At 43.5% G+C, this 15,351-nt stretch carries 14 protein-coding genes; 12 read left to right on the forward strand and 2 right to left on the reverse strand.

The window, feature by feature from the left end:
- The first annotated feature begins 13 nt into the window (after window positions 1-13).
- The 5 genes from psaK (at window position 14) to V7K50_RS06375 (ending at window position 4,815) form a co-directional block, all read left to right on the forward strand.
- Entirely contained in the window at window positions 14-268 is a 255-nt protein-coding gene (gene psaK, locus V7K50_RS06355) for a photosystem I reaction center subunit PsaK (protein ID WP_334958242.1), read from the forward strand.
- Window positions 269-678: 410 nt separating this feature from the next.
- A complete protein-coding gene (locus V7K50_RS06360) occupies window positions 679-1,875 on the forward strand; it encodes a site-2 protease family protein (RefSeq protein ID WP_334958244.1) in 1,197 nt (398 codons plus the stop codon).
- A 131-nt stretch (window positions 1,876-2,006) separates the two neighbouring features.
- Window positions 2,007-2,174: a hypothetical protein gene (locus V7K50_RS06365; protein WP_334958246.1), complete on the forward strand. Its 168-nt coding sequence runs from the start codon at window positions 2,007-2,009 to the stop codon at window positions 2,172-2,174.
- A gap of 190 nt (window positions 2,175-2,364) precedes the next feature.
- Window positions 2,365-3,735, forward strand: coding sequence for a ribosome biogenesis GTPase Der (gene der, locus V7K50_RS06370; RefSeq protein WP_334958248.1), 1,371 nt, complete (start codon window positions 2,365-2,367; stop codon window positions 3,733-3,735).
- 159 nt (window positions 3,736-3,894) lie between these two features.
- A complete protein-coding gene (locus V7K50_RS06375) occupies window positions 3,895-4,815 on the forward strand; it encodes an energy-coupling factor transporter transmembrane component T family protein (protein ID WP_334958250.1) in 921 nt (306 codons plus the stop codon).
- A 492-nt stretch (window positions 4,816-5,307) separates the two neighbouring features.
- Here the strand turns inward: V7K50_RS06375 and V7K50_RS06380 are convergent, their stop codons facing one another.
- Window positions 5,308-5,478, reverse strand: coding sequence for a hypothetical protein (locus V7K50_RS06380; protein ID WP_334958252.1), 171 nt, complete (start codon window positions 5,476-5,478; stop codon window positions 5,308-5,310).
- A 48-nt stretch (window positions 5,479-5,526) separates the two neighbouring features.
- Here V7K50_RS06380 and pipX point away from each other — a divergent pair, with 48 nt between their 5' ends.
- The 5 genes from pipX (at window position 5,527) to V7K50_RS06405 (ending at window position 11,231) form a co-directional block, all read left to right on the forward strand.
- Complete coding sequence (gene pipX, locus V7K50_RS06385) at window positions 5,527-5,805, forward strand: transcriptional coactivator PipX (protein WP_334958254.1); 279 nt, start codon at window positions 5,527-5,529, stop codon at window positions 5,803-5,805.
- On the forward strand, window positions 5,802-6,470 hold the full coding sequence (locus tag V7K50_RS06390; RefSeq protein WP_334958256.1) for a YggS family pyridoxal phosphate-dependent enzyme: 669 nt from the start codon (window positions 5,802-5,804) through the stop codon (window positions 6,468-6,470). The genes pipX and V7K50_RS06390 overlap by 4 nt, the downstream gene beginning before the upstream one ends.
- A gap of 367 nt (window positions 6,471-6,837) precedes the next feature.
- Window positions 6,838-7,440 (forward strand): cell division protein SepF, encoded by a 603-nt coding sequence (locus V7K50_RS06395; protein ID WP_334958258.1) that lies wholly within the window; start codon window positions 6,838-6,840, stop codon window positions 7,438-7,440.
- 127 nt (window positions 7,441-7,567) lie between these two features.
- A complete protein-coding gene (proC, locus tag V7K50_RS06400; RefSeq protein WP_334958260.1) occupies window positions 7,568-8,386 on the forward strand; it encodes a pyrroline-5-carboxylate reductase in 819 nt (272 codons plus the stop codon).
- 169 nt (window positions 8,387-8,555) lie between these two features.
- Window positions 8,556-11,231 carry a DEAD/DEAH box helicase gene (locus V7K50_RS06405; protein WP_334958262.1) on the forward strand — a complete coding sequence of 892 codons (2,676 nt, stop codon included), beginning with the start codon at window positions 8,556-8,558 and terminating at the stop codon, window positions 11,229-11,231.
- A gap of 256 nt (window positions 11,232-11,487) precedes the next feature.
- On the opposite strand, the gene V7K50_RS06410 is transcribed toward V7K50_RS06405, so the two are convergent.
- Window positions 11,488-11,868: a hypothetical protein gene (locus V7K50_RS06410; RefSeq protein ID WP_334958264.1), complete on the reverse strand. Its 381-nt coding sequence runs from the start codon at window positions 11,866-11,868 to the stop codon at window positions 11,488-11,490.
- Between the two features lie 563 nt (window positions 11,869-12,431).
- On the opposite strand from V7K50_RS06410, the gene V7K50_RS06415 reads away from it, so the two are divergent.
- Both V7K50_RS06415 and V7K50_RS06420 read left to right on the forward strand, forming a co-directional pair.
- Window positions 12,432-14,426, forward strand: coding sequence for a heavy metal translocating P-type ATPase (locus V7K50_RS06415; protein WP_334958266.1), 1,995 nt, complete (start codon window positions 12,432-12,434; stop codon window positions 14,424-14,426).
- Window positions 14,427-14,519: 93 nt separating this feature from the next.
- On the forward strand, window positions 14,520-15,194 hold the full coding sequence (locus V7K50_RS06420) for a hypothetical protein (RefSeq protein ID WP_334958268.1): 675 nt from the start codon (window positions 14,520-14,522) through the stop codon (window positions 15,192-15,194).
- The last annotated feature ends 157 nt before the right edge of the window (window positions 15,195-15,351 follow it).

Raw genomic sequence — 15,351 nt, forward strand, 5'->3', positions numbered from 1 at the left:
AGGAGACAAAAGCTTGATTTCCTCTATTTTACTAGCAGCAGCTGCATCTGTTCCTGCAACCCCTGTATGGAATCCCACCGTAGCGATCATCATCAGCGTCAGCAGCTTAGTAGTGGTTTTACTAAGTACTAGGATCGAAAAACCCCTAGTTGGCCCCAAGTTACCTATTCTGCCGATTAGTATTCCAACATTCGTTGCGGCAATGGCTTTTGGTCATATTATCGGCATTGGCATCGTTTTAGGACTGACTAACATCGGTCGTTTGTAATTTTGTGATGACAGAGGTGTTAATGGTAACGCTGCTATCAATACAAAATTCCTAAAACCGATTTTGGGCAGGGGGAGTAGGGAAGAAATAACTTATGCCCCATGCCCAATTCTCAATGTCCAATACAACTCTTGGAGAGGCTGCGCCAACGACTTCTCTACGAGACGCTACGCGAACGCGGTAGTTGAGCGTAGCGATGCACTGAGCGTAGCCGAAGTGTCGAAACTCAGTACAAGTGCCCAATTCCCAATTCCAAAGTTTTGCTCACAGCCATTAATTGTCTATTGTAGAGATAAGAGCATTTCGTCACTCGACACTACCGAATTGATGCTCAATATAAATGTGTATAGGACTACGTGTAGTATCTCAATATAAAAACTACTGACGATATCTAGTTTTAGGACAATGTAATGCAAACAAATTGGAGAATTGGGTCATTATTTGGAATTCCCCTGTTTTTAGACCCGTTATGGTTTGTGATTTTAGGGTTGGCAACTCTTAATTTTGGGGTAGCTTATCAGGAATGGGGCACTGTTATAGCTTGGAGTGCTGGAATAGTTATGGCACTATTGCTATTTGCTTCGGTGTTGCTACATGAGTTAGGTCATAGCTTGGTAGCCCGATCGCAAGGCATTAAAGTTAATTCAATTACCCTATTTATGTTTGGCGGAGTTGCTGCCATTGAAGAAGAATCTAAAACTCCTTTCAAAGCTTTTCAAGTAGCGATCGCTGGCCCTTTGGTGAGTATTATATTATTTTTCCTCCTCAGTCTGGCAACTATTGTGATACCTGACACCAGTCCACTCAGTGTTATGGTTGGGGATTTAGCGAGAATTAACCTGGTGGTGGCTATATTTAACCTGATTCCTGGCTTACCTCTAGATGGAGGGCAAGTGTTAAAAGCAGCACTATGGCAAATTACAGGTAATCGTTTTCAAGCCGTACACTGGGCTGCAAAGGCGGGGCAAATATTGGGTTATGCTGCGATCGCCTTAGGATTTGTTGTAGATTTTGTTACCAGAGAGTTAGTAACTGGTTTGTGGATTGCGCTGTTAGGTTGGTTTGCTGTCCGCAATGCCAGTAACTATGACAATATCACTACATTGCAAGAAAGCTTACTCAAGGTGACAGCAACCGATGCCATGACTCGTGATTTTCGCGTCATTGATGCCGATCAGACATTGCGTTCCTTTGCCGATTTATACCTCTTGGAAACCTCTCCCTCACAGGTTTATTTTGCCGCCTCTGATGGACGTTACCGGGGTTTAGTTTCTATTGAGGATTTCCGTTTAACCCAAAGGGGTGAATGGGAAACCCAAACTTTACACAGCATTGTGCATCCGTTGACAGAAATACCTACCGTTACTGAAACAACAACCATCGCTGAGGTAATTAACAAGCTAGAAAATGAGCAGTTACCTAGAATTACCGTACTTTCTCCGGCGGGCGCTGTCGCTGGGGTAATTGATCGGGGAGATATTGTGCGATCGCTAGCACAAAAGTTAAATTTGCAGATCACCGATGCTGAAATTAAGCGGATCAAGGAAGAAGGTAGCTATCCACCTGGGTTGCAACTGGGAGTAATAGCGAAATCAACTACAAATTAAACGTCACACCCTCGTCATAGGTTTGCAATAGATCCGTCAAAAGCCTGTGCGATATTGAATTTGGTATTTGGTTACAAAATGCTTTTTTTGGGTAAAAGGTAGGACTTCCTACCTTTTTTATTTTTCAAAGTATGGCATCACTGAATAAATGGGCATTGGGCACTTGTACTGAGTTTCGACACTTCGGCTACGCTCAGTGCATCGCTATGCTCAACTACCGCGTTCGCGTAGCGTCTCGTAGAGAAGTCGTTGGCGCAGCCTCTCGAAGAGTTGTATTGGGCATTGGGCACTTGTACTGAGCGTAGCCGAAGTATTGGGCATTGAAACCCAAACAAATCTTACTCATCTTTTCTTTCCTAGTCCCCAGTCCCCAGTCGCCAATCCCCAGTCCCCAATCCCCAATCCCCAAAAATTAAATTAAAACTTCCAGTTTAAAGTGAGTAAAATGTAAGGACGTGATATACTACACCTCTCACTTACCCTGGTTTTATGGCACTGCCAATTGTTGCAATTATCGGACGCCCAAATGTGGGCAAATCCACCCTGGTTAATCGACTCGCCGGGGAACAAACGGCGATTGTCCATGATGAACCGGGAGTGACACGCGATCGCACTTATCTACCAGCTTTTTGGAATGGGCGCGAATTTTTAGTGGTAGACACTGGTGGGTTAGTTTTTAATGATGATACCGAATTTTTACCACTGATTCGCCAACAGGCAATGACAGCCCTTGCAGAAGCCTGTGGCGCTATTTTTGTCGTCGATGGTCAAACAGGCCCCACATCGGCAGATTTAGAAATCGCCGAATGGATGCGCCAACAACGCGTACCTGTGCTACTAGCTGTAAATAAATGTGAATCTCCAGAACAAGGCTTAATGCAAGCTGCCGAATTTTGGGAATTGGGATTGGGCGAACCTTACGCCATCTCCGCGATTCATGGGAGTGGCACAGGTGAGTTGCTCGACGACTTGATGAATCACATCCCTGCTGTTGAAGACATCCCAGACACGAATGAAATCAAAGTAGCAATTGTGGGGCGTCCGAATGTGGGCAAATCCAGCTTACTCAATTCTTTTGTCGGGGAAGAGAGGGCAATTGTCAGCCCCATTTCCGGCACCACCCGCGATGCTATTGATACCGTCATTGAACGCGAAGGACAAACCTATCGCTTGATTGACACCGCCGGCATTCGCAAAAAGAAACACATCGAATACGGCACGGAATTCTTTAGTATTAACCGCGCTTTTAAAGCGATTCGCCGCGCTGATGTGGTTTTATTAGTAATCGATGCCGTAGATGGAGTTACTGAGCAAGATCAAAAATTAGCTGGGCGAATTATTGAGGAAGGCAGAGCTTGTATCATCGTCGTTAATAAGTGGGATGCCGTCGAAAAAGACTCTTACACAATCTACGACTACGAAAAAACTCTGCAATCACGGTTACATTTTACCGAATGGGCAGAAACAATCTTTGTCAGTGCCTTATCAGGGCAACGGGTAGAAAAGATTCTCGAATTGGTGAAAACGGCAGCAGAATCACACAAACGTCGTGTCAGCACATCAGTAATTAACGAAGTCTTAACAGATGCCGTTAGTTGGCATTCACCGCCAGCATCTCGTGGTGGGCGTCAGGGCAAGATTTATTATGGTACACAAGTCAGTAGCCAACCACCAACGATCGCCCTATTTGTCAATGATTCCAAACGCTTCAACGACAACTACCGCCGCTACATTGAACGACAATTCCGGCAACAGCTAGGATTTCAAGGCACGCCAATAATTTTGCTGTGGCGGAGCAAAAAAGTCCGTGATGCTGAAAGTGGTAATGTGAATAGAGCAACTCGCGTCAAAATCAGTTAGGAGAGACGCGATTAATCGCGTCTGTACAGGAGTTATGAGTTAAAACCAAAATTGCTAATTAAAGAACCCTATCACCTTAAGTTTGATGGGGGTACAAGGTAAAAGTTATGAGTTAAAGTCAAAACTCCTAACTCCTCATTCCTCACTCCTAACTCTAAAATGGATTTATTGCGATCGCTACCACTTGGACTTTATTTAGAAGAACCCCAAACTTGGCTACATAAAATTGATCCGCGCGTCAAGTTCGCCTGGTTAATGAGCTTTTTAACAAGCTATGTTTTGGCGAACAACCTTTGGCGTATATTACTGGTAGTAGCATTGATTATTGCCACCTTAATTGCTAGAATACCCCGACGAGTATGGCAGCAGCAAATGGGTTGGCTATTAATGTTAGCGTTTTTTGTCTTAGCGATCGCAGCCATCAGTCCTGATGGATTGGGTATAGATAATCAGCCACGACTGCCAGCAAACGAACAAATATTAACTCAGCAAGCATTCTCCAAAAATCCTGCTCCAGTGCCAGCAGTTGAGAAAAAACAATACAGCTACGTGCTATTTCACCAAGGCCCAATCAAAGTGACTCGCTACTCCTTGAGTTTGGCAGTACGCCTGAGTACACTGATATTCACCGTGATTTATAGCACCAATCTCTATCTGTTGACAACCGCACCAGAAGAAATCACATCTGGTATAGAAAGCCTAATGCAACCCTTGCGACGCTTCAAATTGCCTGTCACAGAAATTGCTTTAACTTTAACCTTGTCCTTACGCTTTATTCCCCTGGTTTTAGAAGAAGTCCAAAACTTATTTCGCTCCGTGATGACAAGGGCAATTAATTGGAAAAAGCTGGGATTAAAAGGAGCATTCAAGCTTTGGATGACAGTCGCAGAGAGACTTTTGGAAAATCTCCTCTTACGAGCCGATCAAATGGCAAATGCAATGATGGTGCGAGGTTTTACCAGTCCCAACGAGCATCGAGTCCAGTGGCACGACTTACGATTAAAAGGGCATGACTGGCTTGCTATTGCAACTTTAATCTTATTTTGGGGAATACGACTAGCTATCGGAACTGAGGTTTAACAATTCAAAATTCAAAAGCTTTTAGAGATGATCTCGTTCTCTCGTTCCCAGTCAGAGACTGGGAATGCATTATGAGAGGGCTGCCGCCTCAAGAAAGAGCGGCAGAGCCGCAATGAGGTGCATTTCCAGCCAGAGGCTGGAAACGAGGTTTTAAAAGGGTTTTATCTGAAATTGACACCAATGAGCAATGCGCTTCAATATTGCGTAGGTTTTGAATATTTCTAGGTTGGGTTGAGGAACGAAACCCAACCTACACATTTTTCTTTCCTATCCCCAGTCCCCAATCCCCACTTAGAATTTCGTGCCATTGGGCGACATTTGTGGCAGTATGGAAAGAAGTTAAAAAATTCGCTGTTGCCGTTGGAAACTTCAAAGGGTGTGTTTCCTTGCCACGTCGAACTTTCAACAACAGGATCAGGATTATTTGGTGCCTTATTCCCACAGATTCGTAAATTGAAGTCACCAAAGCAGATGGTGATATCTGTCCAGCCTCTACTCTTTGAATCTACGCTTCGCGGCTTCTGTTGTACCATTGCGCTTCACTACCACTAGCTTCATCTGCCCATTAGGAACTAGATCAAGGTCTTCGTAACCGCAGTTTCGCATTTTAACCAAATATTCATGGCGAATCTTGGTATTATCGTCTGAATGTTTGGAATTCACTGCGAAAAGATATATATACTTCCACCTTGACTACACCTTGACTCTTAAATGAATTCAGAAAACCCAGAAACTTACATAAACCATCCAACTTGGGGTTTACTCTACAAAATCTGTATGGTTGATGATAACCAGGATTTGTTCACCACACTTTATGCCCAACGCTTATTTTTTTTGGTGGCAAATGACGTTAAAGGTGTTAAATTCCAGTCTCTAGGACGTACTGAGGCGAGAATGATGCTGGAAAATCGCTTACGTACCCTGCGGCGCAGTGGACAATCTCAGGAGTACGATCAGCTTCAGAGTGTTTTCCAACGCACCTTCCAATGAACAGTTCGATTTCCGAACGTATTGTTTCCATTCGTTCCTCACTACCAACTTCAGTCCGATTGATTGCTGTTAGTAAGCAAGTTTCTGCCCAGGCCATTCGGTCTGCATACAACGCCGGAATTCGTGATTTTGGGGAGAGTCGTATCCAAGAAGCCGCCAGCAAACAAGCCGAGTTGCAAGACTTACCGGATATTACCTGGCACTTTATTGGACATTTGCAAGGCAATAAAGCCAAAAAAGCCATCGAGCAATTCCCTTGGATTCACTCCGTGGATAATTTGAAGCTGGCACAGCGCTTAGATGAATTGGCGCAACAGCTAGGGGTGAGTCCCCAGGTTTGCCTGCAAGTGAAAATTCTCCCCGATCCTAACAAGTATGGTTGGAGTGTATCAGAACTTTTGGCTGATTTACCCACACTCAACCAATACAAAAGTTTACAAATTCAAGGTTTGATGACAATTCCGCCTTCAGGATTAAATGATTCGGAAATTTTAAGTGTGTTTAATCTCAATCGGGAGCTAGCAAAAGAAATCCAGGAGCAAAACTGGTCGCAGATTAAAATGCAGCACTTATCGATGGGGATGTCAGGCGACTACGAACTGGCAGTGCAAGCAGGGGCGACAATGGTACGATTAGGAACAATATTGTTTGGCGATCGCTCTTAGCCGATTAATCATCAACCTTACTCTTGGGTATTAATAGAAGCTAAGGATTTGTTGACAAGAATTTTGTCAGAGACTGGTGCAATCCGAAACAAAGGATATAGTATTGACAAGAGCAATCGTCAAGGGAAAATGGGGTATAAAGAAGTTTCCTTCGGATAAACCTTAGGATATAATTTTAACTCCTTATTATGTTTAGGCGATGCACAGACCTTTCCAATAAGTGTCAGTTCATCGCCAAAACTCGTAGTATGGGCTACAAATAGCAATACACTTGCTGAAGTATCGACCAATGTAGCGATTGCTCATAGCTCAATCAATCCTAAGTCAAGTCAATACAGACTATTCGCACCAGGAGAGTACACACACAATGAACAACATATTTTCCAAGCTCAGAGACTTTGTGGGTCTAAATGAGCAAGTGGAATACGAATATTACGAAGAAGAACCAGAAACAGATAAGAATTACCAAAATCTGTATCAGCAAGAAAATCCCCAACCAGTACCACAAGAGACCGTAGCAGCTCAAAATCGACGTTGGCGGGAACCAATGCCTACAATGGGAGATGAGATAACAGCAGGTCAAAAGCCAATGGGGAATGTGATTGGTATGCCAGGAGCAATTAACGGAATTTCGGAAGTTTTAGTACTCGAACCACGCACCTTTGAAGAAATGCCCCAGGCAATTCAAGCGTTGCGAGAACGCAAGTCAGTGGTATTAAATCTGACAATCATGGACCCAGATCAAGCTCAACGAGCAGTAGATTTTGTCGCAGGTGGTACTTACGCCCTAGATGGACATCAAGAGCGCATCGGTGAGAGCATCTTTTTGTTTACACCAAGCTGTGTGCAAGTTAGTACCCAAGGTGGCGTTCTTCATGAAGTACCACAACCCCCAGTACGCCCCTCTCGTCCTACAGGTTCTTCAAATCAAACCTGGGGCAACGAAACTAACCGCATGGCACAACAATAAAGTTAAATTAGTTGTTAGTCCTTTGTCCGGTGTCATCTGTCCTTTGTTGGTTTAATGACTAATGACCAATACTTCGACTACGCTCAGTACAAGTGACTAATGACTAATGACCAATGACTAATGACTAATGACTATAAAATTTGGCTTAATTGGTGGTGGGGTAATGGGAGAAGCGCTCTTATCCCGCCTTATCGCGTTGGGAATTTATCAATCATCAGAAGTCATCGTTAGCGAACCGCAATCTTCTCGGCTAGATTTATTAAAACAGCAATACGATGTTGCCGTGACGACAGATAATAGCCAGGTTTTCACCGAAGCAAAAGAAGTTGTCCTTTTGGCAGTAAAGCCACAGGTATTTAGCGCGATCGCTCAAGAATTAGCAGATATTGATATTCTTAATAGAGAACATTCACCCCTGATCATTTCCATCTTGGCGGGTGTGCCTTTAAGTCAGCTAGAAGCGGCATTTGTGCAAGTGCCAGTGATTAGAGCAATGCCCAACACCCCAGCAACGGTGGGAGCGGGAGTTACCGCCATTTGTGCAGGTGCATATACCAGCCCCAAGCACCACCAAATAGCACAGCAAGTTTTTTCTGCCGTGGGTGAAGTGGTGGAAGTGCCAGAAGCGCTGATGGATGCAGTCACAGGGCTATCTGGTAGCGGTCCCGCTTACGTGGCGCTCTTAGTAGAAGCACTTGCAGATGGCGGAGTAGCCGCAGGTTTACCTAGAGCCATTGCCAATCAACTAGCCTTGCAAACCGTACTGGGAACAGCGAAATTGTTGCAGGAAACCAAAATGCACCCCGCAGAACTTAAAGATCGTGTTACCAGTCCCGGCGGTACAACCATTGCGGGGATTGCCAAACTAGAACAGGCGGGATTTCGTTCCGCTTTAATTGAAGCAGTCAAAGCTGCCACCGAGCGATCGCAAGAGTTGGGAAAATGAGAGACTGGGGATTGGGGACTAGGGACTAGGCACTGGGGACTGGGGACTAGGCGCTGAAATTCTTCTTAAATACCTAATACCCAATCCCCAATCCCCAATACCCAATCCCTAACGAAGTTGACAAAAGACTCGTTAGTATAGTAAACAATCTGGTTGCAAATGTGATTGAGTGAATTATCCTGCACCGTCTCCAGAACTTGATTTAGGGACTATATTTCCCTTTGATCTGGATCAGTTTCAAAAAGAAGCGATCGCGTCCCTGAACGCCGGACGCTCCGTAGTCGTATGTGCGCCCACAGGTTCGGGCAAAACATTAGTCGGGGAATACGCCATTTATCGCGCTCTAGCACGAGGAAAACGTGTATTTTACACAACTCCCCTCAAGGCGTTGTCGAATCAAAAATTACGTGACTTTCGAGAAAAATTCGGGTTTGATCAAGTCGGTCTGTTAACTGGAGATGCCTCCATTCACAGGGATGCACCGATTTTGGTGATGACCACAGAAATTTTCCGAAATATGCTCTACGGTACACCCATTGGGCAAGTCGGCATCTCATTAGTAGACGTGGAAGCGGTGATACTTGATGAGTGCCACTACATGAACGATCGCCAGCGTGGTACAGTTTGGGAAGAATCAATCATCTATTGTCCCCGTGAAGTGCAACTGGCAGCCCTCTCAGCAACGGTTGCCAATAGCGATCAACTCACCGATTGGCTAAATCGTGTTCACGGACCAACAGACCTAATTTACTCCGATTTTCGCCCAGTTCCCTTAGAATTTCACTTTTGCAATCCTAAAGGGTTATTTCCCCTACTGAATGATAGCAAAACCAAAATCAACCCCCGCCTTCAAAAAAAGAAGGGGAAAGGGGGAGAAAGGGATAGGGGGAGAAATGGTAGACCTGAAGCTCCTGGTATAATCTTTACCCTCAGCCAGTTAGAGCAACGGGATATGTTACCGGCGATTTACTTTATCTTCAGCCGTCGGGGATGTGACAAAGCGGTGGCGGAAGTCGGTGATTTATGGCTGGTAAATAGTGAAGAATCCCAAATTTTACGGGAACAGATTGATGACTTTTTAGCCCGCAATCCCGATGCAGGGCGTTCTGGACAAATTGCACCTCTATATCGGGGAATTGCTGCCCACCACGCCGGAATTTTGCCCGCCTGGAAAGCACTGGTAGAAGAACTATTTCAGCAAGGGCTGATTAAAGTAGTATTCGCTACTGAGACACTAGCAGCCGGAATTAATATGCCCGCCCGGACAACGGTAATTTCTACCCTTTCCAAGCGGACTGACACCGGACACCGCCTATTGAATGCTTCCGAATTTCTCCAAATGGCAGGACGAGCCGGCCGTCGGGGGATGGATAAACAAGGTCATGTGGTGACAGTCCAAACTCCCTTTGAAGGAGCTAAAGAAGCCGCGTATTTGGGAACATCCAAGCCAGACCCTCTTGTTAGCCAGTTTACGCCCAGTTACGGCATGGTACTCAACTTGCTGCAAACTCACACCCTAGAGCAAACTAGGGAACTGATAGAGCGCAGTTTTGGGCAGTACATGGCTACTTTGCATTTAAGACCAGAATATGATGAGATTGCTGAACTACAAAGACAATTAGCTCAACTTCATGAGCAAATCGCCGCAGTTGATGAAAATGAACTGGCTCTTTATGAGAAATTGCGGCAACGTCTAAAAGTAGAACGCCAGATATTCAAAACCCTGCAAGAGCAAGCCCAATCAGATAGACAAGAAGAATTGGGGATGATGTTGGACTTTGCAGTGTCGGGAACTCTGTTAAGTCTCAAAGGCAAAAATATCATGGTGTCTTCACCCGTAACCGCAGTATTAGTTGGAAAATCGCCTGGTTCTGGTCAAGCTCCTTACTTGGTATGCTTGGGGCATGATAACCGTTGGTATGTGGCAACCACAGGGGATGTAGTGGATTTGTATGCGGAACTGCCGCGAATTGAAGTGCCACCTGATGTACTACCCCCGCCAGAGATGCCCTTGAAGCCAGGACAGTCGCGCCGTGGTAACGAAGGAAGCTTTGCGATCGCAGTGCGTATTCCCGATCCGATAGAATCTTTGCATCTAGCACCAGAAGTCGCCGAACAACTCAGTCGCCTTACCGCCGTCCAAGAGCAATTAGAAGCTCATCCCCTGCATCAATCAGGCAACGCTGCAACCCTTTTCAAGCGCCGGGCACGTTATGTGGAACTAGAAGCCGAACTCGAACAGTTGCAAGGGCAAGTAGAGCAACACTCACAACGTCATTGGGAAGAGTTTCTGAATTTAATCGCAATTCTACAACACTTTGGCGCTTTGGATAACTTAGTGCCCACAGTATTGGGGCGAATCGCTGCCGCCATTCGAGGCGAGAATGAATTGTGGCTCGGTTTAGTATTCGCTAGTGGTGAATTGGACAACTTAGATCCGCACCATTTAGCCGCCGCCGCCGCCGGTTTGGTGATGGAAACGCCTCGTCCAGATAGCAAGGTTAACTTTGAGCTTAGTAATGAAGTAGCAGAAGCTTTGGCAAAATTGCGGGGAATTCGCCGCCAAATGTTCCAACTACAACGACGGTATAACGTAGCGTTACCTATCTGGTTAGAATTTGAGTTAATTGCGATCGTGGAACAATGGGCGCTGGGAATGGAATGGACAGAACTCTGCGAAAACACCACCTTGGATGAAGGCGATGTGGTGAGAATTTTACGCCGGACGTTGGATTTATTATCGCAGATACCCCACGTTCCCCATTTACCAGACTCTTTCCAGCGTAATGCCCATCGCGCGATGCAGTTGATTGATAGATTCCCTGTGAATGAGGTAGTTGAATAAATAGGAGGCTCTTATACACAGAGAGTCTTTGATAATTTCTGTGGCTCTTCTTCTCTCAGGACTTACGCAAAACTACACGCTGTAGGGGCAATTCATGAATTGTCCCTACAAACCGCCCCAACAATGAATTTACATTTGACCAAATAATAGTAGTGGTACTTAGTTAAAAATGCTTTTTTTGTTTCGTATATCTTCTATACGTGATTAATCACCTGTATCTAACAGAAGTTATAGTCGCTACAAGCGCTATTCAATCTTAGTACACCAAGTTTCCAGCACCTTGCAACTGACGCAAAGAATTTATACATAATGGACAGTCACATCCAAATAACTGAATTGCACGATCGCTTTCCGCTTCGGTAAAGTTCAACATAGCAATATTCTTATCTGATACTGATGTGACAATGGTTGAGGAACGTGTAGAGGTATACGGTTGCTTTCTCTCTGAATCTCGAATGCACACAAAATCTTTTTGCCCATGTGGGTTAGTGATACAGGTACGACCATCTTGTGTGTGCATTAATCGCTGAGTAATACTACTATTAGCATGGGCAGGATGAAATACTCCCAGCGTAGACATCATCGACGCAAAAATTGAGGAAGTGGAAAGCAAATTCAGAAGAATTTTTTTGTTCATAGATTTCCTTGAGAAAATAGTCTACTAGCTTAGGGTATTCGATTAACTTTCAAACTTCAAGTGAATTTTCCCTGAGAATAGCTAGGTAGACACTTGTTACAGCAGAAAGTTCCATATCTACCCAGTTTGATCGCAAATTAGGTGCTACAGCATAATCCAGCAGTCAAACAGGCTTGATATCTGGCCTTGGGTGATGGTTACCTTGATGTAAGTATAAGAGCTTAATTAGATTAAAGCTCGTAGTTAGCGCGGTGTTCTTCCTTGAGCGACTAACTTTCCTGTTTAGTCAGCGACTCTAGCTATGTAAAATCTGATGCAGAGCAATAAATTGCTCACTACGAACAAAAATTATATCTTAGATTATTTCATAGAATTGAGAACTGCTATAGCTATCTTTACAAGATTAAAAATCTTAGTTTTAACCAAAATATCGGATGAATATTTAACAATAAGTCTGATATAGATTCTCATTCTTAAATTATCAACTTGTAAAAAATTCTTTTTTTTATTACATTTGAAAAAAGACTCATATATCAAGTAATTTACTAGCCTCAACAGAAAAAATGAAGCAGAAAGTACATTCAGAATCTTCAGGTTGTTGCAACTGTGAACATGACCATCACGAGAATCATAACCATGCTCATAATCACAATCATGATGAGAATCATAACCATGACCACAATCACGACCACGGTGGAGAATTCAATCTGAAAAATGAGATATTGCCTTTGGTAGCGATTTTAAGTTTATATGCGCCTGGTGTAATTTTTGAAAATCAATTACACAATACGCTCTATTCAATAGGTGAATATCTGCTTTTCATCCCTGCCTATTTATTAAGTGGATGGAGTGTCTTAAAAACTGCTGGGCGTAATATCCTCAGAGGTAGAGTATTTGATGAAACCTTTTTGATGACGGTAGCGACACTAGGCGCGATCGCAATTCATAAATTACCCGAAGCTGTCGGAGTCATGTTATTTTATAAAATCGGGGAATTGTTCCAAGATATTGCCGTCAGTCGTTCCCGTAATTCTATCAAAGCATTATTGGAAGTCCGCCCAGACTATGCCAATATCCAAATAGAGGGAGAACTCAAGAAGGTATCGCCAGAAACAGTAAATATTGGGGATATTATCATTGTTAAACCCGGAGAAAAGATTCCCTTAGATGGTGAAATTATAGAAGGTAATTCACAAGTTGATACATCTGCGTTAACTGGAGAATCTGTGCCACGAACGGTGAGGTTGGGAGAGACAGTTTTGGCTGGAATGATAAATAAAATGGGTGTGATCAGCATTAGAGTAACAAAACTCTTTGATGAATCTTCCATTGCCAAGATTGTAGACTTGGTGCAAAATGCCAAAAGTAAAAAAGCAGAAACGGAAAAGTTTATTACTAAGTTTGCCCGATATTATACGCCAATAGTAGTTTTTACATCTCTAGCAGTTGCAATATTACCTCCTTTATTCATTTCGGGTGCAACTTCTACCGAATGGATTTATCGCGCCCTAATTTTACTAGTTATCTCTTGCCCGTGTGGACTTGTTATCAGTATTCCATTAGGTTACTTTGGAGGTGTGGGAGGTGCAGCTAGGCGTGGCATTTTAGTTAAAGGCTCTACTTTTTTAGATACGTTAAATGCAATCAATACAGTTGTTTTTGATAAAACCGGAACGTTAACTCAAGGGGTATTTAAAGTAGCCAAAATAATGCCATTAAATGGCTATGACGAACAAGAATTGCTACAACTAGCTGCCAAAGTAGAATCACACTCCAATCATCCTATCGCTCAATCTATCCGCAATGCTTATGGTGAAAAAATAGATGCATCAGAAGTGAGAGATTATGAAGAAATAGCAGGTTATGGAATTAGAGCCAAGGTTGAAAATAGGGTAGTGATAGCGGGAAGCGATCGCCTATTACATAGAGAGAAAATTTCTCATGATAATTGCCAGCTAGAGGGAACAGTTATTCATCTAGCAGTGGATGATGTTTATGCTGGATATATTGTAATTTCGGATGAACTTAAAGAAGATGCAAGACTTGCTATTCAAACACTCAAACGAATGGGTGTAGAGAGAACAGTAATGTTGACAGGAGATAATCAAGCGATCGCTTCCCGGATTGCTCAACAGCTTGGCATAGATAGCTATGAGGCAGAGTTATTACCAGAAGAAAAAGTTAATGCCATTGAGAAATTAATCAGCACAGCCGGTAAGCATGGTAAAGTTGCCTTTATTGGAGATGGCATTAACGACGCGCCAGTGATTGCTAGAGCCGATGTTGGGATGGCAATGGGTGGCTTAGGCTCAGATGCGGCGATCGAAACTGCCGATATTGTGATCATGACAGATGCACCATTAAAAGTGGCAGAAGCAATACAAATTGCTAGAAAAACAAGGAAAATTGTTTGGCAAAATATTGGGTTCGCTTTAGCAATTAAAGCTGTATTTATTGCATTGGGTATTTTAGGTATAGCGACAATGTGGGAAGCTGTATTTGCTGATGTTGGAGTAGCAATACTTGCAATTTTAAACGCCACTAGAGCAATGAAATAAAATTTTGGACAATCGGGAATATGTAGTTGGAAAATTGTAGTAATTAAACTATGAATACTTTTCACTCATATTCTGCTACCCAAAATAGAATCTATGAATTCATCAATTAAAGGTATTGCTACAGCTACTTTAGCTTTACTGCTAAATTATTCAGCAAACCCAGCCTTTGCACTACCGCAAAAAATCGATCATCCAAGTACTGTTGCTACGCAAGCGTCAAAAGATATCTTGATTGTTCCTGGCGAACTAGTGGGGCCGATAACACGCACAACCACCAAGCAAGATTTAGTCAAACTATTTGGTGCATCCCATCTAGTTGATAAAACGATTTCTGGCCCTGAAGGAATGGGTAGTTTTGCAGCTACTCAGTTAAATCTAAATCAAGGACGTTCTCTGCTAGTAGTTTGGAGTGATAATACTCGTACTAAACCTCTAGATGTGCGTAACCTGGGTTCAGCTTGGAAAACCCGCGAAGGTATCGGAGTGGGAACCCCTTTGAGCGAATTACGCAAGAAGTTAGGTAACTTTAAACTTTATGGATTGGAGTGGGATTACGGCGGTACTATCTTGCTGGATAGTAGCAAATTATCCCGCTATCAAGGCAAACTCATTTTACGAGTAGATGCTGCTCCCAATGCTCCTGAAAAGTTCCCCAATGACTACCAATCAGTGTTAGGAGATAGTACTTTTTCCTCCAGTAATTCCCACTGGAAACCTCTGGGAATTAGGCTAACAGAAATTATCGTTGTATTGAATCCAAGTCAGTAGTGGTATGCTAAACATCAGTTTGCTTGCTAGGGCGTAGAGGAACTATGGAGACGACGTTCTTATACTAAGTCTGGAACTGGTAAATTACTGACAGAAGAAATTACATAAGTGACATCTCGTGTGGCAATGATGTTTCAGCCATTGAAACTAAACACAG

Source organism: Nostoc sp. (genome assembly GCF_036917135.1).
Lineage (GTDB): Bacteria > Cyanobacteriota > Cyanobacteriia > Cyanobacteriales > Nostocaceae > Nostoc.

Excerpts from the sequence above, each read along its gene's own strand:
- der (WP_334958248.1), top strand. The coding sequence starts at position 2,365 with ATGGCACTGCCAATTGTTGCAATTATCGGACGCCCAAATGTGGGCAAA.
- V7K50_RS06420 (WP_334958268.1), top strand. The coding sequence starts at position 14,520 with ATGAATTCATCAATTAAAGGTATTGCTACAGCTACTTTAGCTTTACTG.
- proC (WP_334958260.1), top strand. The coding sequence starts at position 7,568 with ATGACTATAAAATTTGGCTTAATTGGTGGTGGGGTAATGGGAGAAGCG.
- pipX (WP_334958254.1), top strand. The coding sequence starts at position 5,527 with ATGAATTCAGAAAACCCAGAAACTTACATAAACCATCCAACTTGGGGT.
- V7K50_RS06360 (WP_334958244.1), top strand. The coding sequence starts at position 679 with ATGCAAACAAATTGGAGAATTGGGTCATTATTTGGAATTCCCCTGTTT.
- V7K50_RS06375 (WP_334958250.1), top strand. The coding sequence starts at position 3,895 with ATGGATTTATTGCGATCGCTACCACTTGGACTTTATTTAGAAGAACCC.
- V7K50_RS06390 (WP_334958256.1), top strand. The coding sequence starts at position 5,802 with ATGAACAGTTCGATTTCCGAACGTATTGTTTCCATTCGTTCCTCACTA.
- V7K50_RS06410 (WP_334958264.1), bottom strand. The coding sequence starts at position 11,868 with ATGAACAAAAAAATTCTTCTGAATTTGCTTTCCACTTCCTCAATTTTT.
- V7K50_RS06365 (WP_334958246.1), top strand. The coding sequence starts at position 2,007 with ATGGCATCACTGAATAAATGGGCATTGGGCACTTGTACTGAGTTTCGA.
- V7K50_RS06415 (WP_334958266.1), top strand. The coding sequence starts at position 12,432 with ATGAAGCAGAAAGTACATTCAGAATCTTCAGGTTGTTGCAACTGTGAA.
- V7K50_RS06395 (WP_334958258.1), top strand. The coding sequence starts at position 6,838 with ATGAACAACATATTTTCCAAGCTCAGAGACTTTGTGGGTCTAAATGAG.